21 protein-coding genes, 2 pseudogenes and 2 other annotated features are annotated in these 25564 nt (G+C 59.5%); of the genes and pseudogenes, 14 read left to right on the top strand and 9 right to left on the bottom strand.

What is annotated here, in order from left to right; translation table 11 throughout:
• Window positions 1-87: 87 nt before the first annotated feature.
• The 6 genes from HUK68_RS02795 (at window position 88) to HUK68_RS02815 (ending at window position 7637) form a co-directional block, all read left to right on the top strand.
• Window positions 88-423, top strand: coding sequence for a DUF4148 domain-containing protein (locus HUK68_RS02795; RefSeq protein WP_175502828.1), 336 nt, complete (start codon window positions 88-90; stop codon window positions 421-423).
• 77 nt (window positions 424-500) lie between these two features.
• The gene (czcI, locus tag HUK68_RS23480; RefSeq protein ID WP_350355229.1) at window positions 501-860 is read left to right on the top strand and encodes a cation efflux protein, CzcI family; all 360 of its coding nucleotides are present in this window, start codon (window positions 501-503) and stop codon (window positions 858-860) included.
• Window positions 861-1017: 157 nt separating this feature from the next.
• Window positions 1018-2376, top strand: a complete 1359-nt coding sequence (locus HUK68_RS02800) for a TolC family protein (RefSeq protein WP_175502829.1) — start codon at window positions 1018-1020, stop codon at window positions 2374-2376.
• Window positions 2377-2378: 2 nt separating this feature from the next.
• Window positions 2379-3989, top strand: a complete 1611-nt coding sequence (locus HUK68_RS02805) for an efflux RND transporter periplasmic adaptor subunit (RefSeq protein WP_175502830.1) — start codon at window positions 2379-2381, stop codon at window positions 3987-3989.
• A 15-nt stretch (window positions 3990-4004) separates the two neighbouring features.
• The gene (locus tag HUK68_RS02810) at window positions 4005-7193 is read left to right on the top strand and encodes a CusA/CzcA family heavy metal efflux RND transporter (RefSeq protein WP_024815609.1); all 3189 of its coding nucleotides are present in this window, start codon (window positions 4005-4007) and stop codon (window positions 7191-7193) included.
• 63 nt (window positions 7194-7256) lie between these two features.
• On the top strand, window positions 7257-7637 hold the full coding sequence (locus HUK68_RS02815) for a hypothetical protein (RefSeq protein WP_024815608.1): 381 nt from the start codon (window positions 7257-7259) through the stop codon (window positions 7635-7637).
• 121 nt (window positions 7638-7758) lie between these two features.
• Here the strand turns inward: HUK68_RS02815 and istB (HUK68_RS02820) are convergent, their stop codons facing one another.
• Together istB (HUK68_RS02820) and istA (HUK68_RS02825) are read right to left on the bottom strand one after the other, a co-directional pair.
• Complete coding sequence (gene istB, locus HUK68_RS02820; RefSeq protein ID WP_175502831.1) at window positions 7759-8556, bottom strand: IS21-like element helper ATPase IstB; 798 nt, start codon at window positions 8554-8556, stop codon at window positions 7759-7761.
• Window positions 8546-10072, bottom strand: a complete 1527-nt coding sequence (gene istA, locus HUK68_RS02825) for an IS21 family transposase (protein ID WP_175502832.1) — start codon at window positions 10070-10072, stop codon at window positions 8546-8548. The genes istB (HUK68_RS02820) and istA (HUK68_RS02825) overlap by 11 nt, the downstream gene beginning before the upstream one ends.
• Before the next feature lie 117 nt (window positions 10073-10189).
• Between istA (HUK68_RS02825) and HUK68_RS02830 the strand changes: the two genes are divergently transcribed.
• From HUK68_RS02830 to istB (HUK68_RS02840), 3 genes and pseudogenes are all read left to right on the top strand, one after another.
• Window positions 10190-10504, top strand: coding sequence for a hypothetical protein (locus tag HUK68_RS02830; RefSeq protein ID WP_238324274.1), 315 nt, complete (start codon window positions 10190-10192; stop codon window positions 10502-10504).
• Between the two features lie 47 nt (window positions 10505-10551).
• Window positions 10552-11640 (top strand): annotated as a pseudogene (gene istA / locus HUK68_RS02835) (IS21 family transposase); the annotation flags it as partial.
• Window positions 11633-12418: an IS21-like element helper ATPase IstB gene (gene istB / locus HUK68_RS02840; RefSeq protein WP_024815605.1), complete on the top strand. Its 786-nt coding sequence runs from the start codon at window positions 11633-11635 to the stop codon at window positions 12416-12418. The pseudogene istA (HUK68_RS02835) and the gene istB (HUK68_RS02840), both read left to right, overlap by 8 nt.
• Window positions 12419-12614: 196 nt before the next feature.
• Here istB (HUK68_RS02840) and HUK68_RS02845 read toward each other — a convergent pair.
• Window positions 12615-12725: pseudogene (locus tag HUK68_RS02845) on the bottom strand (DNA-binding response regulator); the annotation flags it as partial.
• Between the two features lie 138 nt (window positions 12726-12863).
• On the opposite strand from HUK68_RS02845, the gene HUK68_RS02850 reads away from it, so the two are divergent.
• On the top strand, window positions 12864-13196 hold the full coding sequence (locus HUK68_RS02850; protein WP_175502833.1) for a DUF4148 domain-containing protein: 333 nt from the start codon (window positions 12864-12866) through the stop codon (window positions 13194-13196).
• Between the two features lie 234 nt (window positions 13197-13430).
• Entirely contained in the window at window positions 13431-15032 is a 1602-nt protein-coding gene (locus HUK68_RS02855) for a phosphoethanolamine transferase (RefSeq protein WP_244146235.1), read from the top strand.
• Window positions 15033-15180: 148 nt separating this feature from the next.
• Here HUK68_RS02855 and HUK68_RS02860 read toward each other — a convergent pair.
• The 3 genes from HUK68_RS02860 to HUK68_RS02870 all read right to left on the bottom strand — a co-directional run bounded on the left by HUK68_RS02860 (window position 15181) and on the right by HUK68_RS02870 (window position 18441).
• A protein-coding gene (locus tag HUK68_RS02860; protein WP_175502835.1) for an IS3 family transposase occupies window positions 15181-16412 on the bottom strand; the annotation gives its coding sequence in 2 pieces (ribosomal slippage) (window positions 15181-16121 and window positions 16121-16412; 1233 coding nt in all).
• Window positions 16018-16134: a sequence feature (AL1L pseudoknot), on the bottom strand. Its footprint overlaps the gene before it by 117 nt.
• A 310-nt stretch (window positions 16413-16722) precedes the next feature.
• Complete coding sequence (locus HUK68_RS02865) at window positions 16723-17271, bottom strand: hypothetical protein (RefSeq protein ID WP_175502836.1); 549 nt, start codon at window positions 17269-17271, stop codon at window positions 16723-16725.
• A gap of 19 nt (window positions 17272-17290) precedes the next feature.
• A protein-coding gene (locus HUK68_RS02870; RefSeq protein WP_175502837.1) for an IS3 family transposase occupies window positions 17291-18441 on the bottom strand; the annotation gives its coding sequence in 2 pieces (ribosomal slippage) (window positions 17291-18204 and window positions 18204-18441; 1152 coding nt in all).
• An 88-nt stretch (window positions 18442-18529) separates the two neighbouring features.
• Here HUK68_RS02870 and HUK68_RS02875 point away from each other — a divergent pair.
• The 3 genes from HUK68_RS02875 to HUK68_RS02885 all read left to right on the top strand — a co-directional run bounded on the left by HUK68_RS02875 (window position 18530) and on the right by HUK68_RS02885 (window position 22901).
• Window positions 18530-19761 (top strand): IS3 family transposase gene (locus tag HUK68_RS02875; RefSeq protein ID WP_175502835.1). Its coding sequence is split into 2 segments (ribosomal slippage): window positions 18530-18821 and window positions 18821-19761, totalling 1233 coding nucleotides; the frame shifts between segments, so codons are not numbered across the junction.
• Window positions 18808-18924, top strand: a sequence feature (AL1L pseudoknot). It overlaps the preceding gene by 117 nt.
• Window positions 19762-20047: 286 nt before the next feature.
• Window positions 20048-21493 (top strand): IS1182 family transposase, encoded by a 1446-nt coding sequence (locus tag HUK68_RS02880; RefSeq protein WP_175502838.1) that lies wholly within the window; start codon window positions 20048-20050, stop codon window positions 21491-21493.
• A 433-nt stretch (window positions 21494-21926) separates the two neighbouring features.
• Entirely contained in the window at window positions 21927-22901 is a 975-nt protein-coding gene (locus HUK68_RS02885) for an alpha/beta fold hydrolase (protein ID WP_175502839.1), read from the top strand.
• Window positions 22902-23279: 378 nt separating this feature from the next.
• Here HUK68_RS02885 and HUK68_RS02890 read toward each other — a convergent pair whose 3' ends face one another.
• The 3 genes from HUK68_RS02890 to HUK68_RS02900 all read right to left on the bottom strand — a co-directional run bounded on the left by HUK68_RS02890 (window position 23280) and on the right by HUK68_RS02900 (window position 25513).
• Window positions 23280-23756: a DUF6328 family protein gene (locus HUK68_RS02890; protein WP_087743479.1), complete on the bottom strand. Its 477-nt coding sequence runs from the start codon at window positions 23754-23756 to the stop codon at window positions 23280-23282.
• Between the two features lie 58 nt (window positions 23757-23814).
• A complete protein-coding gene (locus HUK68_RS02895) occupies window positions 23815-24759 on the bottom strand; it encodes a cation diffusion facilitator family transporter (RefSeq protein ID WP_087743477.1) in 945 nt (314 codons plus the stop codon).
• A 379-nt stretch (window positions 24760-25138) separates the two neighbouring features.
• Window positions 25139-25513 (bottom strand): hypothetical protein, encoded by a 375-nt coding sequence (locus tag HUK68_RS02900; RefSeq protein ID WP_087743476.1) that lies wholly within the window; start codon window positions 25511-25513, stop codon window positions 25139-25141.
• Window positions 25514-25564 lie beyond the last annotated feature (51 nt).

A 25564-nucleotide genomic window follows, 5' to 3' on the forward strand; every position in this document is an offset into this window, starting at 1 on the left:
GCGGTTCGCTTTCTAAAGTTCATCTCGTGTCGCAAGGCATCGCCTAGGCAAATCGCCAAGGGCTTACCTGAACCCAGAGAAAAAACCATGATTGTTCGCAAACCCCTAGCGCTTTCCCTGATCGCCCTTGCCATCGCGGCTCCAGGTTTGGCGTCTGCATCCTCGCTGTATCACCCCGCAGATGGCGAAGTGGGATTTACCACCCATCCCGACCATTTCCAGAGCGCGATGTCCCGTGCCGACGCTCTTCAGGCGGTGACCGTCGCCCGTAAGGACGGCACACTGGCGATCATCGCGCGCGGTGGTGCTCTGCCTGTCAAGGCAATGAACCCCTCCAAGACCCGTGAGCAGGTGCAACAGGAATACCTGAGCATGTCTGCCGCTGAAAAACAGCGTATGAAGGAACTGTACTCCGGCAGCTGATTTTCAACGCATCGCCTCTATCCAGAGTCTATCCTTGCTCACACGAAGACTTCATTGTCGCGTGCTAGACTCAAAAAATGCGCCGCTTGATAGCTGTTTTTATACTGGCATTGCTACCGCTCCAGTTCAGCTGGTCTGCGGTTGCTAGCTATTGCATGCATGAACGCGCTACGGCTCAGACACAACATGTGGGGCATCATGAGCATGAGCATGAGGCCAAAAGCGTGGTTGACCCAGCAGACAAGAACGGGAAAAACGCCGACCAGGTTGATTCCGATTGCTGGGTTTGCCATGGCGTCGGCATCGGCGTCTTCAACTTCTCCTATGCCAAGCAAGGCGGCTCTCACGACAGTAGTTTGGGTGCCCAGCCCAGCGAGCGGTTGGCTTGTGTAACGCCCAACCCCCCTGACCGCCCTCAGTGGTCCGTCCTCGCCTAATCGGCGGGGCATCTCTCCTTCCTTCAGTCATTCGTGTCCGCCCCTCTGGCGGATGTAGTTGCGCGTGTCGCGGCTGTGATGAGCGACGAGTTGTCAGGCAACTGCACGGATGCCACCCCGCCGATTCCTTTGTGTTTTGAAATCACTGGAGAATCGAATGTTCAAGGGTATTTACCTTCAAGGAAAGCCGCAGGCATGGCGCGGCCGCAAGAAAATCGGGCTCGCAGCTAGCGCGGCGGCCATATTGCTGGTCGCCGCCTCCGGCAGTGCCCTTTCGCAGGGCGTGTCACAACGGCCCGTCGTTGGCGAGGAAGCACTTCAGACTGCCGCAACAGCACCCGCTACGCCGCTGTCGCTGACCAAGGCAATCGAACTGGCTTTGGAGGGAAGTCCCGAGGTGGCAGCGGCGACGCGCCAGTGGGAGGCAACCGAGGGGCAAGTTCTGCAAGGGCGCGCACGCCCCAATCCAGAGCTCGCCTATTCGCTGGAAGACGCGCGCTCCAGAACGCGCACGCAAAGTTGGCAGCTCAATCTTCCGGTGGAACTGGGGGGGAAGCGTGCTGCGCGCACCAAGGCAGCTGAAAAGTCCCGCGAGCAGGCGCAGGCCCAGCTCAACGAGCTGAAGGCAGCCTTGCGAGCCAACGTGGCTGCAGCCTATTTCGACGTGCTGACTGCGCAAGAGCGCCTGGTGCTCGCCAAGGACAGCGTGGCGCTGGCCAAGTCTTCAACCGACACTGTCGCCAAGCGGGTGGCTGCCGGCAAAGTGTCGCCTGTCGAAGAGTCCAAGGCCCGGGTTGCGGAAGCGGGTATTCGCGTCGAGCTCGCCCAGGCTGCGAGCGAACAACGCAATGCCCGGTCTCGTCTGTTCACGCTATTGGGAAAGATCGAAGCGCCTTTCACGGTCCTGGAGGGCAAGGCTGACAACCTCCCCCCTGTACCGAAACTCGCCGATCTTCAGTCCCTTATTTCTTCTTCGCCAGCGGTTGTCCTGGCAAGGATCGAGGTGGATCGACGCAAGGCCTTGACCGACCTGGAACAAAGCAAGCGGGTGCCGGACATCACCGTCAGCGCTGGTATACAGCGCAGCAACGAAACGCAGCGAAACATTCTTCTTTTCGGTGTCTCCGTACCTCTGCCCGTGTTTGACCGAAACCAAGGCAATCTCCTCGAAGCACTGAAGCTGGAGGACAAGGCCCGAGACGAGTTGCAGGGGGCCACCGTGCGCCTGCACAGCGAAGTGGCGCAGGCCCAGGAGAGGCTGTCCACGATCACGGCAGAGGTCCAGTCACTGCGTCAGGACGTCCTTCCGGGCGCGAAGTCCGCTTACGACGCCGCAACCATTGGTTTCGAAAACGGCAAGTTCAATTTCCTGGAGGTACTCGATGCGCAGCGCACCTACTTCACCGCCAAATCCCAATATCTCAAAGCACTTGGCGAGGCACATCGCGCAGCAGCCGATGTTGACCGTCTGCTGGGCGGCCCTGCCGGTCCACGCCTGATCGCAACGCAGAACTGAAAATGACTATGAACACCAGCAAATCCATCATCAGCAAAAAGCACTTGATCGCCATTGCCGCCGTCCTTGCATTGGGGGTCGGAGCGGGAGCCTTCATCCTTCAGGGCGGCGGTAAACCCAAAGCCGCGGCCGCCGAGGGTGATGGCCACGGTCACGGCGGCCACACCGAGGCCAAGGAGCACGGCGATGGTGAGCACCATGGCAAAGGCGGGAAAAAGGGCCACGACGATGACAAGGGCCATGCGGACGGCGAGCACCACGAAGAGAGCGAAGCCAAGGGTGCCCATGGCGGCACCGTTTTCAAGGAAGGCGATTTCAGTCTGGAAGCACTGCTGTCGGAAGATGGTGGCGAGCCTCGGCTGCGAATCTGGCTGTTCGACAAAGACAAGGCGCTACCCCTGAACGCGGCAACGGTCACGGCAACAGTGACCCGCCCGACGGACGAAAAGCAAAAGCTGACATTTGCTGCGGAAAAAGACAACCTGGTCAGCCGCGAGATCGTTGCCGAACCCCATGCGTTCGACATCGAGATCATTGCGCAGACTGCCACAGAGCCCTTCATGTTCGTGATGAGCAAGGAAGAAGGAAAGATCGAACTGACCGACGCACAGATCAAGGCGGCATCGATCAGTGTGGACACCGTGTCGGCAGCCAACATCAAGACGGCACTGCTTTTGCCCGGCGAGATCCGGCTGAACGAAGACCGCACTTCGCACGTTGTCCCCCGTCTTGCGGGAGTGGTGGAAAGTGTCAGCGCCAACCTTGGCCAAGTCGTCAAGAAAGGGCAGGTGCTGGCCGCCATCGCAAGCCCGACCGCCTCAGAGCAGCGCAGCGAGTTGCAGACCGCTCAAAAGCGATTGGCGCTGGCCAAGACCACATACGAGCGGGAGAAGAAGCTGTGGGAGCAGAAGGTCTCGGCTGAACAGGACTACCTCCAGGCCAAGCAGGCCCTGAGCGAAGCGGAGGTGGCTGTAGCCAACGCCAATCAGAAACTGAGTGCGCTGGGCCTGTCCACCTCGTCGGTGTCTGGTTTGAATCGCATCGAACTGCGTGCGCCTTTCAACGGCATCGTCATCGAGAAGCACCTTAGTCTCGGCGAAGCCGTGAAAGAAGATGCAGCCGTGTTCACCATCTCGGATCTCACCCAGGTGTGGGCGGAGATCAACGTTCCGGCAAAAGACCTGCCGTCGGTGAGGGTGGGCGAGAAGGTCACCATCAAGGCCACGGCGTTTGAGGCATCCGCCACTGGCACCGTCGCTTTTGTGGGCGCGCTGATCGGGGAGCAGACCCGCACAGCGAAGGCCCGCGTGGTTCTGGAAAATCCCAAGGGCGCCTGGCGTCCCGGCCTGTTCGTGAACGTTGAAGTTGTGTCCGAAGAAACGGCGGCGCCTGTGACGATCTCGGCTGACGCCGTGCAGAACGTCGGAGAAAAGCCTGTTGTGTTCCTCAAGGTCAACGGCGGCTTCATTACCCAGCCAGTGAAACTTGGTCGAAGCGATGGCAAGCGGATCGAGGTCCTTCAGGGACTCAAGTCTGGTATGCCCTACGCCTCGACCGGCAGCTTCGTCGTGAAGTCTGAACTCGGCAAGGGATCTGCCGAACACACGCACTGATCGCGGAGCGCATACATGTTTGAAAAACTCATTCGATTCTCGATCGAACAGCGATGGTTGGTGCTTCTAGCGGCCCTGGGCATGGCGGCGCTTGGCGTCTTCAGCTACCAAAAGCTGCCTATCGATGCGGTCCCTGACATCACGAACGTCCAGGTTCAGATCAACACCCAGGCCGCAGGCTACTCGCCTTTGGAGACTGAGCAGCGGGTTACATACCCCATTGAGACGGTCATGGCTGGCCTGCCAAACCTGGAGCAGACCAGGTCGCTTTCGCGGTACGGTCTGTCGCAGGTGACCGTCATTTTTAAAGACGGAACCGACATCTATTTTGCTCGCCAGCTCGTCAACGAGCGTATCCAGGAGGCGCGTGACAAGCTGCCTGCAGGCATCACGCCAGCGCTGGGGCCCATCTCGACCGGGCTGGGCGAAATCTATCTCTGGACTGTCGAAACCAAGGACGGGGCGAAGAAGCCTGACGGCTCGCCCTATACCGCGACAGACCTGCGCGAGATTCAGGACTGGATCATCAAGCCACAGCTGCGAAATGTTCCTGGCGTGACCGAGATCAACTCCATTGGTGGCTTTGCCAAGGAGTACCAGATTGCACCCATCCCAGAACGACTGGCATCCTTGGGCGTGACATTGCAGGATGTAGTCACTGCGCTGGACCGCAATAACGGCAACGTGGGCGCGGGCTATATCGAAAAGCGCGGCGAGCAGTACCTCATTCGCGCGCCCGGTCAAGTCAAATCGCTGGAAGACATTGGAAACGTGATCCTCAGCAGTGCCAACGGTGTTCCTGTGCGCGTGCGCGACGTGGCAGAGGTGGGCATTGGCCGAGAGCTGCGCACCGGTGCCGCAACCGACAACGGGCGCGAAGTGGTCCTCGGCACGGTGTTCATGCTGATCGGTGAGAACAGCCGGACCGTCTCGCAGGCAGTGGACAAGAAGATGTTGGAAGTCAACAAGAGCCTCCCAGAGGGAGTGCACGCGGTGACGGTCTACGACCGTACCGTGCTTGTTGACAAAGCCATCAGCACGGTGAAGAAGAACCTGCTGGAGGGCGCGGTTCTCGTGATCGTGATCCTGTTCCTCTTTCTGGGCAACATCCGCGCTGCCATCATCACGGCAATGGTCATCCCCTTGTCGATGCTCTTCACCTTCACGGGTATGGTCCAGTACAAGGTGAGCGCCAACCTGATGAGCCTGGGAGCGCTGGACTTCGGCATCATCATCGATGGCGCTGTGGTGATCGTTGAGAACTGCGTACGGCGCCTTGCCCATGCACAAGCGCACCACGGTCGGCCACTGACGCGGGCCGAGCGCTTCCATGAGGTGTTCTTGGCATCCCAGGAGTCAAGGCGCCCATTGCTGTTCGGCCAGCTCATCATCATGGTGGTGTACCTGCCCATCTTCGCGCTCACGGGGGTGGAAGGAAAGATGTTCCACCCCATGGCCTTCACTGTGGTCGCTGCTTTGGTGGGCGCAATGATCCTGTCGGTAACCTTCATCCCCGCAGCGGTAGCCTTGTTCATCGGCAATCGGGTCAGCGAGAAGGAGAACTTCCTGCTGGGCCATGCCAAGCGCTTGTACGGTCCGCTGCTCGACCGTGTCATGGCCGCAAAGGCGGTCGTACTGACCGCAGCCGCAGTTGCGGTGGTCTTGTGCGGCTTGATCGCCACGCGCATGGGCAGCGAGTTTGTGCCCAATCTCAATGAAGGCGACTTTGCGATCCAGGCGCTGCGCATCCCAGGCACCAGTCTTTCCCAGTCAGTCCAAATGCAGCAGCAGATTGAAAGGACCTTGAAAGAGAAATTCCCCGAGATCGAGCGCATTTTCGCCAGAACCGGAACAGCGGAGATCGCCTCAGACCCCATGCCGCCGAACATTTCGGACGGGTACATCATGCTCAAGCCAACGGCCGAATGGCCCGAACCTCGAAAAACCCGCGACGAACTACTCGCGGCGATTCAGGAAGTCATCGGGAAAATCCCCGGCAACAACTATGAGTTCTCCCAGCCCATTCAGCTGCGCTTTAACGAGCTGATCTCCGGGGTGCGCAGTGACGTGGCCGTGAAGATCTTCGGTGACGACATGGATGTCCTGAACAAGTCCGCTGAAGAAGTATCTGCGATGCTGCAGAAGATCCAAGGTTCCTCTGAGGTGAAGGTGGAGCAGACGACGGGCCTTCCTATGCTCACAGTGAACATCGACCGCCAAAAGGCCGCCCGCTATGGTCTGAACGTCGCCGACATCCAAGACACCGTGGCCACCGCGATTGGTGGTCGTGAGGCGGGCACCATGTTCGAGGGAGACCGCCGGTTTGACATCTTGGTTCGCTTGCCTGAGGCACTGCGTAACGACTTGGAAGGGATGAAGCGGCTGCCGATACCGCTGCCGCGTTCTGCCAGTGGTACGGATGCCAAGACGAACTTCATCCCGCTGGGCGAAGTGGCAACGTTCGAGCTCGCTCCTGGCCCGAATCAGGTGAGCCGAGAAAACGGCAAGCGCCGCATCGTCGTGAGCACCAACGTGCGCGGGCGCGATGTGGGCTCTTTCGTCGCAGAGGCTGAGCAAGGCCTGGCCCAGATCAAGATTCCTACCGGCTATTGGACGAGCTGGGGGGGAACCTTCGAGAACTTGCAGTCGGCCACTCAGCGCCTGCAGATCGTCGTGCCGGTGTCCCTGCTGCTGGTTTTTGTGCTGCTATTCGCTATGTTCGGCAACGTCAAGGATGGTCTGCTGGTCTTCACCGGCATCCCATTCGCTTTGACGGGGGGCATCCTGGCGCTTTGGCTTCGCGACATTCCGATGTCTATCTCTGCGGCGGTCGGCTTCATCGCGCTTTCTGGGGTGGCCGTGCTCAATGGTCTGGTGATGATTTCGTACATCCGCAGCTTGAGGGAAGGCGGTGTGGGTCTTGACGAAGCAATCCGTGACGGAGCGCTCACCCGGCTACGGCCGGTTCTGATGACTGCCCTTGTGGCCTCGCTGGGCTTCATTCCCATGGCCATTGCGACAGGTACCGGCGCTGAAGTCCAGCGTCCCCTGGCCACTGTAGTGATCGGCGGAATTCTCTCGTCCACGCTGCTCACGCTTCTCGTACTGCCGATTCTTTACCGTCTGGCCCACCGACCCGATGAGGAAGATGAGGATGTGTCTGCTGAGCCATCGCATCCCCCGGACGTGTCTGCGCCCGTGTAGTTGAAACGGTCCCGCTCGCTGATTGCGGGACCGTCCCCTTTCTCCAACCCCTAAGGAACTGTCATGAAACTCTCCCAACTCATTCTCGCCCTGTCAGTGTCGATCTCGGGCGCAGCCTTCGCTGCGGACAATCACGGCCACGACCTAAAGCCGATGCACGGTGGTGCTGTCGCAGAAGCCAAGGAGGTCGAGTACGAATTCGTTGCCAGCGCCGACAAGCTGCAGCTCTATATGCGCGACCATGGAAAGCCAGTTGCCGTGGCGGGAATGACCGCCAAGGTCACGCTGCTGGCAGGCAGCGAGAAACAGGATGTCCAGCTCCAAGCCGGTGACGGCAAGCTGGAAGCCACGGGCAGTTTCAAAGTCCCCGCCGGTACCAAAGCCGTCGTCGCCGTTTCGAAGGCCGGCAAGTCGGTTGCCTCCGTTCGCTTCACGCTGAAGTAGTACGAAGCCTGGCTGGGGGGGGGCGCCCTCGCGACGCCCCAGTGTTGTGTTAATTTCCACGCAAATCTGACCCGCCATTTCCATCTCAAACTGACCCACCCTTTGACTTGAGCCGTAAGGCTCAAGATGTGGATAAGGTTTTGTTTCTCTCCTTCTTTGTGGATGGTTGCTGAACTGCACTGCTGTGCTTGAAGCGGTAGCTGTCGTTACCTGTCTCCAGAATATGGCAGTGATGGGTCAGACGGTCCAGTAATGCGGTGGTCATCTTGGCATCCCCAAACACGCTGGCCCATTCGCTGAAGCTCAGGTTTGTGGTGATCACCACGCTGGTGCGTTCGTAAAGCGTTGAGAGCAGATGAAACAGTAACGCACCACCAGATGAGCTGAAGGGCAGATAGCCCAGTTCATCGAGTATCACCAAATCCGTATGCACCAGCCTGTGGGCGAGCTGCCCGGCTTTGCCTTGGGACTTCTCTTGTTCCAATGCATTGACTAACTCCACGGTGGAGAAAAAGCGCACCCTTTGGCGGTGGTGCTCGATGGCTTGAATACCTAGTGCTGTAGCGATGTGTGTCTTGCCAGTACCGGGTCCACCGACAAGCACTACATTGTTGGCCTTCTCAATGAATTCACAGCGATGAAGGTTGCGAACCAAGGCTTCATTGACCTCGCTGTGGGCGAAGTCAAAGCCCGCCAAATCTCGATAGACGGGGAACTTGGCAGCCTTGAGTTGATAGGCAATGGAGCGCACTTCTCGCTCTGCGCTCTCGGCCTTGAGCAGTTGCGACAGTATGGGGTGTGCAGCTTCAAAGGCTGGTGAGCCTTGCTCGGCAAGTTCTGTTACGGCCTGAGCCATGCCAAACATCTTGAGCTGCCTGAGCATGATGATGATTGCTGCAATGGCGGGGTCATGACGCATGGCGCACCTGTCGGAGTTGGTCATAGCGCACGACGTTGGCTTGTGGCTCAACGATCAAGGCCAAGGCTTGTGGTGAATGGATGGGCTCAGGTTGCTGCACTCCATCAATCAGGCGGTGCAAGATATTGATGATGTGGGTCTTGCGAGGCACACCATCCTCCAATGCCAACTCCACAGATGCCAAGACAGCCTGTTCATCGTGCTGTAACACCAAAGCAAGGATCTCCACCATCTCGCGGTCACCGCCAGGCTGCTTGAGCAGCAGAGTTTGCAGCAGTTTGAAAGCGTCTGGCAGCTCGGCAAATGGAGCTCCGTTGCGTAATGCTCCGGGTTTGCGTTGCAATACCGCTAGGTAGTGATGCCAGTCATACACCGTACGACCGATGCCCTGATGATTGCGCTCAATGATGCGCTGGTGCTCGCAGATTGCCCTGCCTTCGGCCACGACGACCAGGCGGTCGGCATAAACCTGCAAGCTAACGGGCCGGTTGGCATAAGAGGCTGGCACGCTGTAGCGATTGCGCTCAAAGTGCACCAGGCAGGTGGGCGAGACCCGTTTAGCATGCTCGACAAACCCATCAAACGGCCGAGGCATCGGCATCAAGTCTGAGCGCTCTTGTTTCCACACATCGGCGACAGAGCCTGGTAACTGCCCATGCGCAATCTCTTGCCACAGTTGCTGGCACCGCTGCTCTAGCCAATCGTTGAGTGTCCGCAGTGTAGGAAACGCTGGTACAGATTGCCAGATGCGATGGCGAGCGTCCCGAACATTCTTCTCGACTTGCCCCTTCTCCCATCCCGAGGCCGGGTTGCAAAACTGTGCCTCGAACAGGAAGTGGCTGGCCATGGCACTGAAACGGGCATTGACCTCTCTGAGCTTGCCACGACCGACACGATCGACGGCTGTGCGCATGTTGTCGTATATCCCTCGTCTGGGGATGCCTCCAAAAACCGCAAAGGCATGGTTGTGGGCATCAAACAGCATCTCATGGGTTTGCAGCGGATATGCCCTCAGATAGAAGGCTCGGCTGTGGCTGAGCTTAAAGTGAGCCACTTGTAGCTTGGTGCGCACACCTGCAATCACAGCCCAGTCTTCACTCCAATCGAACTGGAAGGCTTCGCCAGCACCGAAGACCAGGGGCACAAAAACGCCTCGCCCTGATGTCTGCTCAGCCGCATGACACTGAGCCTTCCAAACTCTGGCAAAGGCAGCGACCCGGTTGTAGGAGCCGGCATAGCCCAGCGCCTGCAAGTCCAGAAACATCTGCTTGATCGTGCGCCGCTGCTTACGAGAGCGGTTGGCTTCTGTGCGCAGCCAGCCAGACAGCTTGCTGGCGAATGGGTCGAGCTTGGCAACGATCATTCGCTGTGCAAGACGAGGTTGCACAACATCGGAGCGCAAATACTTGCGGATGGTATTGCGAGAAAGTCCGGTTCTGCGGGCGATCTCTCGGATGGACAGGTGCTCACGTAGAGCCCAGCGTCTGATGACACTCAAAGTAGCCACGTCAATCACTCCTGGTCTCCTACTGCACAAGAAAGCAGCAGGCTAGGGTTAATGCGTGGATCAGATTGAGATGGAAAAACCGGGGGTTAGTGGGTCACTTCTGGGTGGAAATCAACAGTGGTGGCCATGCGTGACACGCAGGTCACGTTGCAAGACCTGCGCGAGCGCAAAGAGTGGAAGTTGCCTTACGCCGCGATCGAACCGCCCTTGCCCGATCCTGCAACACGCCCTCAAGCTGTGGCGCCAGAGCCGCCGGCCGCCCCCCGACCGACGCGCAACGACTTTCGCTGCGGCGAGAAGGTCGCCTTTGAGGACAAGTACCTGCAGACCGTGGTGGGCACCATCGTGCGCATCAACAGCCGCACTGCAACCATCGACCCCGGTGATGGCACGCAGTGGCGCGTAGGCTTCGGCTTGCTGCGACACATCCTGGACGTCTGACTATCCCATAAGGACCTCGTCAAGAGGGTGCTGAGCTGACGCTTACCTACCGCATGCAGGTCTCGCACATGAAGCTGTGTGCCAGTGGGGCCTTCTGGCTGGTGGCCTACCCCAGCCAAGGCCACGAGATGCTGTTCGATGCGCACACCCGCAGCTTTGCAGCGCTGGGTGGCGTGGCACGCCGTGGCATCTACGACAACATGAAGACGGCGGTCGACAAAGTCAAGAAGGGCAAAGGCCGCGTGGTCAATGCGCGCTTTGCAGCCATGTGCGCGCACTATCTGTTCGACCCTGATTTTTGCAACCGTGCCAGCGGCTGGGAGAAGGGGCGCGTGGAGAAGGATGTGCAAGACAGCCGCCGTCGCATCTGGGTGGAGGCGGGGCAACGGCGCTTTGGCAGCTTTACCGAGCTCAATGCGTGGCTGGGCGAGCGCTGCCGGGCTCTGTGGCGAGAGCTGCGCCACCCGCAGCACAAAGCGTTCAGCATCGCCGAGATGCTGGAGCTGGAGCAAAGCCACCTGATGCCGATGCCGGTGGCCTTTGATGGCTATGTTGAGAACCCGGCCAAGGTGAGCAGCACCTGCCTGGTGACGGTGGCGCGCAACCGCTACTCGGTGCCCTGCGAATGGGCGGGGCAAATGGTCAGCACACACCTGTACCCGGCGCAGATCGTGGTGGTGGCCGGCGATGCTATGGTGGCCACGCACGAGCGCCTGAGCGATCGCAACCAGACCCGCTACGACTGGCAGCATTACGTGCCGCTGATCGAGCGCAAGCCGGGCGCGCTGCGCAACGGCGCGCCCTTTGCAGACCTGCCCGAGCCATTGCAGCGCATGCGCAAAGGCTTGCTGCACCAGGAGGGGGGCGACAGGGTGATGGCGCAGGTACTGGCCGAGGTGCCCAAGCAAGGGCTGGACGCCGTGCTGGTGGCGGTGGAGTTGGCCCTGGAGAGTGCGCCGCCATCGGGGCGGGTGAGCACCGAGCACTTCATCAACGTGCTCGGCCGCCTGCAAGCGCAGCCCCTGCCCGAGACGGTTGCGACCAACCTGCAAGTGAGCCAGACACCCCTGGCCGACACGGCGCGCTATGACAGCCTGCGCGCTGGCAGCGACATGCAGGAGGCCGATCATGCGTGAGCTGGACAAGGAGTTCAAAGAGCTGCGCCTGTACGGCATGGCCGGGGCCTGGGAGGACCTGGTCAAGCAAGGCGGCCACGCCACGCTGGAGAGCTCGCGCTGGCTGCTGGAGCACCTGCTGCAAGCGGAAGTCACGGACAGGGCCATGCGCTCAGTGAGCTACCAGATGCACACGGCGAAGTTCCCCGTGCACCGCGACCTGGCGGGCTTCGACTTCGAATGCTCGCCCGTGGACAAAAAGCTCATCGAGCAGTTGGCCAGCATGGCGTTCACCGAGCAGGCGCACAACGTGGTGCTAGTGGGTGGCCCCGGCACGGGCAAGACGCATCTGGCCACGGCCATCGGCGTGGCGGGCATCACGCGCCATGGCTCACGCGTGCGGTTTTACTCCACGGTGGATCTGGTCAACGCACTGGAGCAGGAGAAGGCCCAAGGCAAGGCAGGCCGCATCGCAGCGAGCTTGCAGCGCATGGACCTGGTCATCCTTGATGAGCTGGGCTACCTGCCCTTCAGCCAGGCAGGCGGCGCCTTGCTGTTCCACCTGCTGAGCAAGCTCTACGAGCAGACCAGCGTGATGATCACCACCAACCTGGACTTCAAGGAATGGTCCAGCGTGTTCGGCGACGCCAAGATGACCACGGCACTGCTGGATCGACTCACGCACCACTGCCACATCGTCGAGACGGGCAACGAGTCCCACAGGTTCATGCACAGCACAGCCGTGGCCAAGAAACGCATCAAGGCACGCGAACAGGCCAAGAAGGCTGAGCCGTTCTGAGCGGTTCAAGGGCAAGCCGCTACGGGCTTCGCCCTGCGCGGCTTGCTCTCAACGGACGACCACCGAGCTCGATCACCAAGGAGACCAAAACCGACCCAAGGCACTACACTTATCCACAGCCGACCTTCACAGGTTGGCCATTAGCCCTGGCTCAAAATTCAATCGGCACGGTGGCTCAATTTTGAATCGGCGCCAACAGCCCATCAACACCGTTGTGAACGATATCGACGTTGTACCCCGCTTCGCCGAGCCCTTTTTTGAGGTACTCGGCGAGCTTGATCTCATCTTCAATGACCAAGATTTTCATGCATTGATTCTCCCGGAGATCGATCGCAGCATCGATTACAATTCGTAATCTGAGTGTTTGCAACTTGTCCCCCCTGCCTTTCTAGAGTTCGCTGAAGGTCGTCGCACGTTGTGAGGACCATATCAAAAGGCAAACACCATGAACAAACAGACAAAACTCATTCTCTCGCTGACTGCCGCAGCCTTTCTGGCCCCAAGTGCAGCGATGGCCTCGTCCCTGTATCACGACGCAGGTGGCGAAATCGGCGCAACAACTAATCCGAGCCACACCTCCGATGACCTGATGCGCAGCGAAGTGCAGCGGACGGTTGACGCTGCACGCAAAGACGGATCGCTGGCCATTCTGTCTCGAGGAGGTGTGGTGCCGACCAAGGCCACTGAACCGGCAAAGACCCGAGAGCAAGTCCGCAACGAGTTTCTCAGCATGACGCCGCAGGAGAAGGCCAAGCTGAAAGAGATGCATGGCGGCTGATCTGCCGCACACCAGGTGCACCGACGGAATAGGTGCTCCCTGCGTGACCTCCATCGCGTCACGGTAGACCTACTGCGATAGCCAACCTTCACTTGAGTACATGCGGCCCATTGTGGGTCGATCCACCGTACTGATCAATGCCCTCGACACGAGATGAGCTTTAGACAGCGCGGCTTCGCGGAGCCTGGGCGATGGCCCACTCGTTGGGGGCAGTTGCTCCTGCGACGCCCTTCAATGGCAACAGAGAGTTTGGTTTTGTGGATCAGCGTGTACGTCGCGCTGGCCTACAACGGCTCTTTCCTGAGGGCGACCACGACTGGCCGCAGTTGGGAGGCGACAGAAACATGGTTTTTTGTCGGCGCACTGGTAATTTCATTGAGTGCGCTGCACGGGCTGATCTTCAGCATCGCTGTGGCCAGGTGGAGTGTTCGCCCTCTGCTCACAGCATCGGTGCTGGTTGCAGCTTTTGCAACCTTCTACATGCAACGCTACGGCGTCTACTACGACCCAAGCATGCTGCGCAATGTGCTGCGGACAGACACTGCTGAAGCCAGCGAGTTGATCACATGGAGCTTGATCGCTCACGTCTCGCTGTACTCGGCAGTCCCATTGTGGGCGATATGGCGCGTTCGCCTCACACGAACTTCCCTATGGCGCGCCGTCCTGCGGCGCATTGCCTTCAGTGCCTCCTGCGCGGTGGCAGTCGTGGCGGCTGTTCTCCTCATCTTCCAGGACTTCTCTGCGTTGATGAGAAACCAGAAGGAGTTGCGCTACCTCATCACGCCGGCCAACGTGATCTACTCGACAGCCCGCGTCTTATCGACCGATGCCGAGAAGCCCAAGATCAGGCAGTCCGTCGGCTTGGATGCGCGCGTGGCAGCGCCATCGAGAACCCAGAAGCCTAAATTGCTCTTCATCGTCGTGGGAGAGACTGTGAGAGCAAGCAATTGGGGTCTTAACGGCTATGAGCGGCAAACCACACCGAACCTTCAGGCGCTCAACGCTCTGAACTTTGGCAATGTCACAGCCTGCGGAACAGACACAGAAACTTCACTTCCATGCATGTTCTCGGCGATTGGAAGGCGAGACTACGATGAGGCCCGAATTCGCTCGTCCGAGTCGCTGCTTCACGTCTTGGCTCGTACCGGCATTGCGGTGCATTGGAAGGACAACCAGTCAGGCTGCAAGGGCGTCTGTGATGGCCTCAGCGTGATTCCTGTGGATCCGCCGGCCGCGGCGGGCCTGTGCTCTGAGGGTAGGTGTCTTGACGAAGCGCTCCTGCATGGGTTGGAGTCCGTCGCAGAGGCCTCCGAAACCACTACGGTCATAGTTCTGCACATGCTCGGTAACCATGGGCCCGCCTATTTCAAGCGCTACCCTGCAGCTTTCAGGCGCTTTGAACCCACCTGTGACACGGGCGAGCTGCGCAAGTGCGATCGTCAGAGCATAGTGAATGCCTATGACAATGCAGTGCTCTACACCGACCATGTTCTGGGGCAGGCTGTAGCCTTTCTCAAGCGCCAGGAGAGCCGCTTCGATACGGCGATGCTCTACGTGTCCGACCACGGCGAGTCGCTGGGCGAGAAAGGGCTGTTTCTTCACGGCTTGCCCAGGGCGATTGCACCTGACGAACAGACCAAGGTACCCATGGTTTGGTGGTTGTCGGACGGCTTCAAGGAGAGTCGCATGGTCAACAGTGATTGCTTGAAAGAAAAATCCTCGGCCGCCATGTCGCATGACAACCTCTTTCACTCTGTACTTGGGCTACTGGGTGTGTCGACTCAGGTCTATGAGCAGGGCCTGGACATTTCAGCGGCCTGTCGGTCGATTGGCTGAACAATATATTCCCTTGGCACCTAGGGCCCCTTGCATCAATGCCGCGCCTGTCGATCAGCGCTCGTTCGGCTCCGGGATCGCATTTGTGCCAGCATTCCTTGACTCTCTTTGAATCGCCCCGGTTTCCGCGGAGGCTGTTTGGTTTAAGTCAGGTCACCACAGCAGTGGCCTGATTGGCGAATTGCCGGTAGTAGTTTGCCTCAGCCTCAGCAGGCGGGATATACCCGATGGGTTCGAGCAGGCGATGGTGGTTGAACCATGACACCCATTCGAGTGTTGCAAACTCCACCGCCTCTTTGGTTTTCCAGGGTGCCCGGCGGTGGATGAGTTCTGCCTTGTACAGGCCATTGATGGTTTCCGCCAAGGCGTTGTCGTAGCTGTCGCCCTTGCTCCCTACCGATGGTTCGATGCCCGCTTCTGCCAATCGCTCGGTGTATCGAATACTGACGTATTGGGACCCTCTGTCCGAATGACAGACCAAGCTGCCATCGCGCTCTGGTTGCCGGGCATAGAGGGCTTGCTCCAGGGCGTCGAGCACGAAGTCGGTACGCATCGAATTGCTGACTCGCCAGCCCACGATGCGCCTGGCATACACATCGATGACGAAGGCCACGTACAGCCAGCCCTGCCAGGTCGAGACATACGTGAAGTCGCTGACCCACAACTGGTTGGGCCTCTCTGCCCGGAACTGCCGGTTTACCCGGTCCAGCGGGCACGCAGCCTTGGCGTCACCGATGGTGGTGCGTACGACTTTGCCACGCATCACTCCGCGCAGTCCCATGCTGCGCATCAGCCGCTCGACAGTACAGCGAGCTACGGTCACGCCTTCGCGCGCCAGTTGCCGCCACACCTTGTCGGCGCCGTAGACCTGCATGTTGGCCTGCCAGACGCGTTGAATCTGCGGCATCAGCAACTCGTCGCGTTTGGCCCTGGCGCAGCGCTTGTGGGGCTGGCGCAGCAGCGCGGCATGACGTCGATACGCCGACGGGGCAACCTGCAGAACCTTGCAGAGCGGCTCGACCCCGAAAGCATTGCGATGCTGGTCGATGAAGGTCTTCAAGACTTCAGGCGGCGGTCGAGCTCCGCCTGGGCGAAAAACGCGCTGGCCAGCTTCAATATCTCGTTGGCCCGGCGCAGTTCCTTGACCTCGCGCTCCAACTCCTTGACCCGCTGTGCTTCGGCTGTGGTGACGCCTTCGCGCTTGCCTGCATCAACTTCGGTGCGCTTGACCCATTCGTTCAACGTCTGTGGCACGCAACCAATCTTGGGGGCAATGGATTCGATGGCTGCCCACAGTGACGGGTACTCCCCGCGCTGCTCCTGCACCATCCTCACTGCGCGCTCACGCACCTCGGGTGAGAACTTGTTCGTCTTCGTCATGGCTCAATCCTCTCAGAGTGTTGCGCCTCCTCAAAACCCGGGGCGATTCACTTCGCGCCGGACGATGGAGCGTCAGTAAGCGGGTGGTGATCCCATCTTGACCGCAGGTCTCTGCGGCGGCTAGACCTCGGCTATGGGCTAGGTGCTGCCCTGCTACGATGGCGGCAACCGGCCAGGAGCGGCCCTTCGCCAAACTGGCTAAGACCGGTCGTTCGACGGTTAAGCCCAGGCGGCCGCATCGGAGGCGAAGACCTCGTCCCAACCACTCGGCCGCTCCAGGCTAAGGGCCGTCTAGAGCGAGTACGAACGTCTACGCTGCAATCGCCAGATCCTGCTTCCACTCTCTGACTGTAGTATTCGCCACCGACTCGCCATTGGCCGCGCGCCCCAGCTCTACCGTGATCAATCGGTCGCCATCGAACGCTGGGCTGAGTTCCAGGCACAGGTAGTCGAAGAGCGGCTTCTCGTGCACGGCGAGGATGACCTGACGGCCATGCTGCTTCGAGAGTGTTCGCAACAAAGCAGCGAACTGCGAAATGTGAACCTCGTCCATGCTTTGCACCGGGTCATCGATGATCCACCAAGGCAGCTGCGGCTTTACGGACAGATGGAGCGCGAAGAACAGCGTCAGCGCGGCCGTGTTGAGATTCCCGGCACTGAGCATGGCCCTTGGATTTCCGCCTTTACTGCCATCTCGGTAGTGGGTCTCCAGCCTGGCTTCGAAGCCACCCTTTATTGCCTGGGGCAAAGCGAAGGCGGGGATGAATGGCTCGTCCGGTGCCAGGCGGACAAAGAGGTCTCGCCATGCCGCATTCAAGGAATCATTAAACACCTGACCAACAACGCGAGAACGCTCCACCTGAATCGCCCCGGCTTATCTAGACACTTTTGAGCCGTTGGGAATGTCTCTGTTCGAACTCTACAGGGGATAGTCCTGCCGCCGATGAATGACGGCGCTGTGAGTTGTAGAACATTTCGATGTAGTTGAAGACGTCCGCTCTCGCATCATCACGGGTTGCATAGACCCGCCTGCGGATGCGTTCGCGCTTGAGCAGTTGGAAGAAGCTCTCAGCCACAGCGTTGTCGTGGCAGTTGCCACGCCGGCTCATGCTGCTGACCAGATTATGGTCGCGCAGGAAGGTCTGCCACTCGTGGCCGGTGAACTGACAGCCTTGATCGGAATGAACCATGACAGGTGCACGCGGCTGGCGGCGCCATAGCGCCATCAGCAGTGCATCGAGGACCAGGCTCGTGTCAATGCGGCTGCCCATGGACCAGCCCACTACCTGGCGTGAGAACAGATCGACCACAACCGCCAGGTACAGCCAGCCTTCGTGGGTTCGGATGTAGGTGATGTCAGTGACCCAAGACTGATTGGGCTCATCCACCTTGAACTGACGCTTCAGATGGTTTGGTGCGACCACGGCGGGCTTGCCGCCTCGCATTCCAGGCCGGCGGCCGTAGCCCGTCTGCGATCGCAGGCCTTCGATCTTGAGCAACCGCGCCACGCGATGCTTGCCGCAACGCTCGCCCAGGTCGCGCATGTCCAGCGTGAGTTTGCGGTAGCCGTAGACACCGCCACTCTCCAGCCATGCCTGCTTGAGCAAGCCCAGAAGCCTGTGGTCGTCCTTGGCCCGTGGGCTATGCGGCGCTGCCTTCCACGCGTAGTAGCCGCTGGGGTGTAGCTGCATCACCTTGCACATGCGCCGTACGCTGTGTTCCTGCGCATGCTGCTTGATGAACGCGTACCTCACCCGGACTGCCTGGCAAAGTACGCGGCGGCTTTTTTTAGGATGTCACGCTCCTCGGTCACGCGCTTGAGTTCAGCCTTCAGCCGTCGCAGCTCCTCGGTCTGGGACGTCTGCATCTGTCGTTCTGGCGCAGGCACCGAATAGACCTTGATCCACTTGTACAGGCTGTGCTGGCTCACGCCGATCCGGGCGGATACATCGGCTACTCGGTGGCCTCGCTCCGTTATCTGCTTGACCGCTTCGATCTTGAACTCTTCGGGATATGGCTGCTTTGTCATGGCACCTCCTATTGGGCCTCAGGTTTGAGGCTCGAAGGTGAATCGCCCCGGGTTTTGAGGAGGCGCAACACTCTGAGAGGATTGAGCCATGACGAAGACGAACAAGTTCTCACCCGAGGTGCGTGAGCGCGCAGTGAGGATGGTGCAGGAGCAGCGCGGGGAGTACCCGTCACTGTGGGCAGCCATCGAATCCATTGCCCCCAAGATTGGTTGCGTGCCACAGACGTTGAACGAATGGGTCAAGCGCACCGAAGTTGATGCAGGCAAGCGCGAAGGCGTCACCACAGCCGAAGCACAGCGGGTCAAGGAGTTGGAGCGCGAGGTCAAGGAACTGCGCCGGGCCAACGAGATATTGAAGCTGGCCAGCGCGTTTTTCGCCCAGGCGGAGCTCGACCGCCGCCTGAAGTCTTGAAGACCTTCATCGACCAGCATCGCAATGCTTTCGGGGTCGAGCCGCTCTGCAAGGTTCTGCAGGTTGCCCCGTCGGCGTATCGACGTCATGCCGCGCTGCTGCGCCAGCCCCACAAGCGCTGCGCCAGGGCCAAACGCGACGAGTTGCTGATGCCGCAGATTCAACGCGTCTGGCAGGCCAACATGCAGGTCTACGGCGCCGACAAGGTGTGGCGGCAACTGGCGCGCGAAGGCGTGACCGTAGCTCGCTGTACTGTCGAGCGGCTGATGCGCAGCATGGGACTGCGCGGAGTGATGCGTGGCAAAGTCGTACGCACCACCATCGGTGACGCCAAGGCTGCGTGCCCGCTGGACCGGGTAAACCGGCAGTTCCGGGCAGAGAGGCCCAACCAGTTGTGGGTCAGCGACTTCACGTATGTCTCGACCTGGCAGGGCTGGCTGTACGTGGCCTTCGTCATCGATGTGTATGCCAGGCGCATCGTGGGCTGGCGAGTCAGCAATTCGATGCGTACCGACTTCGTGCTCGACGCCCTGGAGCAAGCCCTCTATGCCCGGCAACCAGAGCGCGATGGCAGCTTGGTCTGTCATTCGGACAGAGGGTCCCAATACGTCAGTATTCGATACACCGAGCGATTGGCAGAAGCGGGCATCGAACCATCGGTAGGGAGCAAGGGCGACAGCTACGACAACGCCTTGGCGGAAACCATCAATGGCCTGTACAAGGCAGAACTCATCCACCGCCGGGCACCCTGGAAAACCAAAGAGGCGGTGGAGTTTGCAACACTCGAATGGGTGTCATGGTTCAACCACCATCGCCTGCTCGAACCCATCGGGTATATCCCGCCTGCTGAGGCTGAGGCAAACTACTACCGGCAATTCGCCAATCAGGCCACTGCTGTGGTGACCTGACTTAAACCAAACAGCCTCCGCGGAAACCGGGGCGATTCAAAGGTGTCTAGTTCAGCCGGGGCGATTCAACCTCACTCAGCCTTTGGAGCTAAGTGATGGCCGCGCGCATTGCGCAACGCGATGAGCTTATGAGCTCAAGCCGGATTATGCATGCGCTGTGGAGGTGGCTGTTGGCAGATTCGCCGCTGGTGCGACGGTCTGCTTTTGGCCGAGGCTGTGTGAAAACACGACCCGCAGCCGTTACCTAAAACTAAAATAGCGGCACCCGATTCAAGCGAGGTGCCCCATGAAGCGATTCATCGAAGGCGAAGACCGACAACAGGTCACCATGCTACCGGAGTGCCTGGACGACTACATCGCAGAGGACAACCCGGTGCGCGTTGTCGATGTGTTTGTCGAAGAGCTGGATCTTCGTGCACTCGGTTTCGATGGGATCAATCCGGCAGTCACTGGCCGGCCTGCGTACCACCCAGCCGTGCTGCTCAAGCTCTACATCTACGGGTACTTGAACCGCATCCAGTCCAGCCGCCGGCTGGAGCGCGAAGCCCAGCGCAATGTCGAGCTGATGTGGCTGACCGGGCGCCTTGCGCCGGACTTCAAGACCATTGCGGACTTCCGTCGAAGCAATGGCACCGGCATCCGCAACGTCTGCAAGCGCTTCATCGCCATGTGCCGACAGTTGAACCTCTTCTCGCAGGCCATCGTGGCCATCGACGGCAGCAAGTTCAAGGCCGTCAACAGCCGTGACCGCAACTTCACGACCGGCAAGATCGAGGCCCGTCAGCAGCAGATCGAGCAGAGCATCCAGCGTTACCTGGACGCGCTGGAGACCGCAGACCGCACGCAGCCCGCTGAGGTCGAAGCCAAGACAGAACGGCTGCAGGAGAAGCTTCAAAAGCTGCGCGAACAGATGCGGCAACTCGATGGGCTCAAGGAGCAATTGAAGAGCCTGCCGGATGGCCAGGTCTCCCTCACCGACCCCGATGCACGTTCGATGGCCACCCAGGCCAAGGGATCGGGTCTGGTGGGCTACAACGTGCAGACCGCTGTCGATGCCAGGCACCACCTGATCGTCGCGCACGAGGTCACGAACGTCGGCAATGACCGGGCACAACTGCACAGCATGGCCTGTGCCGCAGACCAGGCCATGGGAAGCGAAAACCTGCAAGCCTTCGCCGACCGAGGCTACTTCAGTGGCCCGCAGCTCAAGGCCTGCGAGGACGCTGGCATCACGACCTTCGTGCCCAAGCCGATGACATCCAACGCGAAAGCCGAGGGGCGCTTCGACAAAGGCGACTTCATCTACATCGCCAAGGATGACGAGTATCAGTGCCCGGCAGGTGAGCGTGCGATCCATCGGTTCAAAACGATCGAGAAAGGCCTGAGCCTGAGCATCTATTGGTCAAGTGCCTGTCCGCACTGCCCGCTGCGCGAGCAATGCACGACCAGCAAATACCGACGTATCCGGCGATGGGAACACGAAGAAGTGCTGGAGCGCGTTCAGCAACGGCTGGACAGCAACCCCGAGGCGATGACATTGCGCAGGTCCACCGTGGAGCATGTCTTCGGAACGCTCAAGCACTGGATGGGCTCAACGCACTTCCTGATGAAGACCCTCAAGCACGTGGGCACCGAGATGAGCCTGCATGTCCTGGCCTACAACCTCAAGAGGGTGATGGGCGTGATGGGTATCGTGCAGATGATGAAGGCGATGCGGATGGCGAAGGCTTGAGGCCTTTATGGCATTTTTTAAAGGCCGAGAAAGGCGTCAGGAACGCGTCAAAAGGTCCAGGTGCGCCAGAAACGGCTCGACCGAAGCGCTGGTGGAAAATGCGGCTCGGTGCTGCGGGATGGGGCTGGCACGTATGCTCGGTGAGCGTTTCCACACAGCCTCGACCGACAGCGGCCATAGTACCGGAGACGCAATGGCGGCCTGCGTCTCATACTTCTGCGCTCTCCAGCGGTGAGGCAACAGTTCGCCGATCAAGCTGGCCCGGTGATGTCCTTCAAATCTTTTCGAGGCAGGGTTCAGCAACGAGGCGTCCGCGCAAGTCGCCAACGGGCACGAAGAACTGGCGCGTTTGGTTGGCTGATCGGCGCTTTCAGCGAGTGCGCGCATCCGCCAGTACCGGCACAGTGAGGTGCACCACCACCAAGGAGTACCCATGCCTGCCATCTCATCCACTCGTCCCGACGCTTCTGCAGTCGGCTTCCCCGCAGCGTCCCGCCGACATGCCCTCCTGGGCGGCGCCGGGGTCCTTGCCGTGTTGGCCATTGCTGTGCCAGCGGTTGCGAAGGCTGCAGGCGCAGGATACGCCGACACGCTGTTCGTTGAAAGCGGTGGCCGCAAGCTGGCCTACCGCAGCGTCGGCAAGGGCAAGCCGATCGTGCTGGCCCACCGCTTTCGGGGCGTGCTTGACCTGTGGGACCCGGCGTTCATCGACGCGCTTGCTGCGCAGGGCTTTCAGGTCATCACGTTCGACCATTCCGGTATGGGCCTGTCGACCGGTGAACGCTCCTACAACCCCAGCGCGCTGGTCAAGGATGCCAAAGATCTGATCGATGGCCTGCGCCTCAAGGATGTGGTCATCGGCGGCTGGTCCTTCGGCGGCATCGTGGCGCAGATCTATGTCGCCATGTTCGGCGCCAGCGTCAGCCATGCAGTCCTGATCTCGACAACACCGCCCGGCAAACTCGTCAAGGCGGGCGAGCAACTCTTTTACGACTTGGCAGCACAGGGGCCTGCAACGCTGGAGCAGTACACGACGATGTTCTTCGAACCCAGCGATCCGGCCAGCCGGGCCGCCTCGCAGCGTTCCTTCGAGCGCATCTTTGCCCGCGAGACGGGCCGCAGCCCCGACGTGTCGGTGGACTGGGCCTTGGCCATGTTTGCAGCGGCTTTGGCGGGCATGGGCATTACCGGGCTCCCATCGTTTGTGGTGGCCGACGCACTGCGCGGCAAAGCACTGGAGCGCGTGCGCCCCGGATGGCACATGCTCACCACCACCTTGTATGCCGCCATGCCCACCCGCAAATACGTGCCGGCACGCACGCGTGCTTTCATGGACTATCTCGTCGAGTCGTTCGACGGCCGGGGCGGTACCGTCGACCCCTGGTTGCGCGGTGCACTTGCCGATTAACAACGTGCCGTGTTTTCGGCATAGTTTGGGGTTGTTGCCACTTACTCGTTCAACCGCTGCAATGCGGTCACTCAAGTAAGCCTGTGCAAAGTCAGATTTGGGCGCCCAAAGCGGGTGCTCGCGGCTATCCAAAGCTGTCGGTCAAGATGGGATCGCCGCGCGCTTACGCTGCAGCTGCGCCAGCAGGCCGGCGAGCCCTGCTTCACGCAAAGCAGTTTGAGACGGTGCTCGCCCGTTTCCTCTACGCCTCAGCCAACGGCCGAGTCAGCAGCGCCAACAATTGGTGCCACGTTCAGGAACTTGCGCCCGCTGTATCAAACCATGGAGATCACCTCGGCGCATCTAGCGGCACTGCAAGTTGCAAGATCGCATGGTGATCTACAGTTTTCCGGATTGCTTCCATCGACGCGGCAGCCACCACCATAGGAGAAATATCAACCCGGCGACCAGCGCAGCTGCCAAGCTCCCGACCACATGTCCAAATATTGTGGACAGTACAAGCTGCGCGCCGGAAACGAGAGCGCTCGCGAGCGCGACCGCTCCCACCAGAATCTGGCGGGAAGCAAGCGACTTGAATCGAGGTCGATCAAGCAACGGCCGAATCAAGCGATGCTGCACAGCCGGCGCACTCAGAAGTACCAAGCCGACAACAGCCAGAACAAACGTCGCAAGGAAGACCCATTTCTCCGCGTTGGCGATTGCACTGAAGCCGGGGGTAAATGGCACAGTTATCAGGAAAGCAGAAAGTAGCTGCGCGGTCGGCAATAGAACCCGAAGCTCCCCCAGCATGTCCGTCAAGTCGCCATCGTCCGAAAGTTCATCTGGCTCGTTGCCAAATCCTTCTGGTTTCGACATCAGTGTCCTCGTTTCTTGGCCAAGCTTCACGATAGTGCGTCGTCAGATTCGCCTTGCGCTATGCATGGCCTTCTGCTTGTCTACCAACGTGCTTTGCCGGCGCCGTAAAGGTGTCCATCTCATCCGCCAGACGACAGGAAACCGACTCCATCTGTAGGGTCGTATGAAAAACTGCGAACCTGTCAGCAAGAATCGCATTGATGGCTTCCCGCACGATCTCAGGAGTGGACGAAGGGTCGTGCACGACATGTGCCGTGAGGCTGGGTTTGCCACTGGTCAGGGCCCAGATGTGCAGGTCGTGAACCGACGTCACGCCGCTTACTTTGGCGATGCTGTTCCTGACCTCGGCAATGTCCATCCCATTTGGCACACCCTCCAGCAGGATGTTCAAGCTTTCCTTAAGAAGAACCCACGTGCGCGGCAAGACCCACAGTCCAATCAGCACGGCGATGATTGCGTCTACCGTCGTCCAGCCCGTGTAACGGATGATGATCGCTCCGATGATCACACCCAGTGAGCCAAGCATGTCGCTCCAGACCTCGAGGTAGGCACCTTTAACGTTGAGGCTTGCATCCTTGCCGCTCTGCAGCAACTTCATGCTGATCAGATTTACGACCAGGCCCAGGATTGCGACCAGCATCATCGCGCCGGTCTGTACCTCCGGTGGATTCTTAAAGCGAGAGTAAGCCTCTATCAGGATATAGATCGCAACCCCAAACAACATCAGGCAGTTGAAAGCTGCCGCCAAAATCTCAAATCGGTAGTAACCGAAAGTCCGGAGAGAGTCTGCCTTCCTCTTGCCGATTTGTACTGCAGCAAGGGCGATAGCCAAAGCGGCCGCGTCGGTCAGCATGTGTGCCGCATCGGAAATAAGCGCGAGGCTGTTGGTGAGAATCCCCGCAACAACCTCGGCGATCATGAAAGACGCCGTCAGCCCAAGAGCGATCCAAAGCCGTCGCTCATTCCCAGTTGTTGGTAATGCATGTTCGTGTGAGGCACTCATACCGGTACATCCTATGTTTTCGCTTATTTAAAAAGCATTTGCACTACCACTATCTCAGCATCAATGGCGGCGGCGCCTATCGATGTTCTTTCCCTGCCGGGATTGCAACTGCAGCACCCTACGATCTCTGAGCCGCTTGGCCAAGCGCTGGCTGTACTTGAGGCCCTTGTCCCGTTCTGGATGCCGTTTTAGCCACATGTGGCGGACCCGCCAGAATGTGATCACTGTCACGATCAGGCTGATCCAGATCCAAAAAAGCTTTGCGGCGAGTCCGTAACCCATCTTTGAAACCGTTCAACGTGCTGACCACACCTGGACCCTGTGCGACGAGGTGCATCGCCAGGGGCAATTGCAACGATGACGGCTCATCGCAATTGGATTACTTCAAAGCGAAGCGGACCGATGCGACGGACTTGCCGCCTTTCGAGACTACTGCGACGGCTTTTGTGCCTGCGGCAAGCTTGAAGCTTCCCGACGCCTCCAGCTTTCCATCCACCGGCAGCAACTCGACGTCCTGCTTTTCTGAGCCTGTCAAAAGCGTTATCTTCGCAGTCATTCCGGAAACGTCGGCAGGCTTGCCATGATCCCGTACGTAAAGCTGCAACTTGGCTGCGCTGGTCACCAGTTCGTAGTGGATGTCTTTTGCCTGTGAAACGATGCCTCCGTGCATTGGTTTTGCGTCATGGTTGTCCGCGGCCATCGCAGTTCCAGAAATGGACAAGGCCAGCGCGAGAAGGATATGCATTGCTTTCATGGTGTTTCCTGAGTAAGTGAAAGAAAAAAATGGGCCCCGCAATTTGCGGAG

Origin of the sequence: Comamonas antarctica (assembly GCF_013363755.1) — a bacterium.
Classification (GTDB): Bacteria; Pseudomonadota; Gammaproteobacteria; order Burkholderiales; family Burkholderiaceae_C; genus Comamonas; species Comamonas antarctica.

Bases quoted from the DNA above. Each gene is read 5' to 3' on its own strand.
- HUK68_RS02855 (WP_244146235.1), top strand. From the start codon at position 13,431: ATGGCAACAGAGAGTTTGGTTTTGTGGATCAGCGTGTACGTCGCGCTG.
- HUK68_RS02815 (WP_024815608.1), top strand. From the start codon at position 7,257: ATGAAACTCTCCCAACTCATTCTCGCCCTGTCAGTGTCGATCTCGGGC.
- HUK68_RS02810 (WP_024815609.1), top strand. From the start codon at position 4,005: ATGTTTGAAAAACTCATTCGATTCTCGATCGAACAGCGATGGTTGGTG.
- HUK68_RS02885 (WP_175502839.1), top strand. From the start codon at position 21,927: ATGCCTGCCATCTCATCCACTCGTCCCGACGCTTCTGCAGTCGGCTTC.
- HUK68_RS02850 (WP_175502833.1), top strand. From the start codon at position 12,864: ATGAACAAACAGACAAAACTCATTCTCTCGCTGACTGCCGCAGCCTTT.
- HUK68_RS02800 (WP_175502829.1), top strand. From the start codon at position 1,018: ATGTTCAAGGGTATTTACCTTCAAGGAAAGCCGCAGGCATGGCGCGGC.
- istB (WP_024815605.1), top strand. From the start codon at position 11,633: ATGCGTGAGCTGGACAAGGAGTTCAAAGAGCTGCGCCTGTACGGCATG.
- HUK68_RS02900 (WP_087743476.1), bottom strand. From the start codon at position 25,513: ATGAAAGCAATGCATATCCTTCTCGCGCTGGCCTTGTCCATTTCTGGA.
- HUK68_RS02795 (WP_175502828.1), top strand. From the start codon at position 88: ATGATTGTTCGCAAACCCCTAGCGCTTTCCCTGATCGCCCTTGCCATC.
- istB (WP_175502831.1), bottom strand. From the start codon at position 8,556: ATGCGTCATGACCCCGCCATTGCAGCAATCATCATCATGCTCAGGCAG.
- HUK68_RS02890 (WP_087743479.1), bottom strand. From the start codon at position 23,756: ATGTCGAAACCAGAAGGATTTGGCAACGAGCCAGATGAACTTTCGGAC.
- HUK68_RS02805 (WP_175502830.1), top strand. From the start codon at position 2,379: ATGACTATGAACACCAGCAAATCCATCATCAGCAAAAAGCACTTGATC.
- HUK68_RS02830 (WP_238324274.1), top strand. From the start codon at position 10,190: ATGCGTGACACGCAGGTCACGTTGCAAGACCTGCGCGAGCGCAAAGAG.
- HUK68_RS02880 (WP_175502838.1), top strand. From the start codon at position 20,048: ATGAAGCGATTCATCGAAGGCGAAGACCGACAACAGGTCACCATGCTA.
- HUK68_RS02895 (WP_087743477.1), bottom strand. From the start codon at position 24,759: ATGAGTGCCTCACACGAACATGCATTACCAACAACTGGGAATGAGCGA.
- czcI (WP_350355229.1), top strand. From the start codon at position 501: ATGCGCCGCTTGATAGCTGTTTTTATACTGGCATTGCTACCGCTCCAG.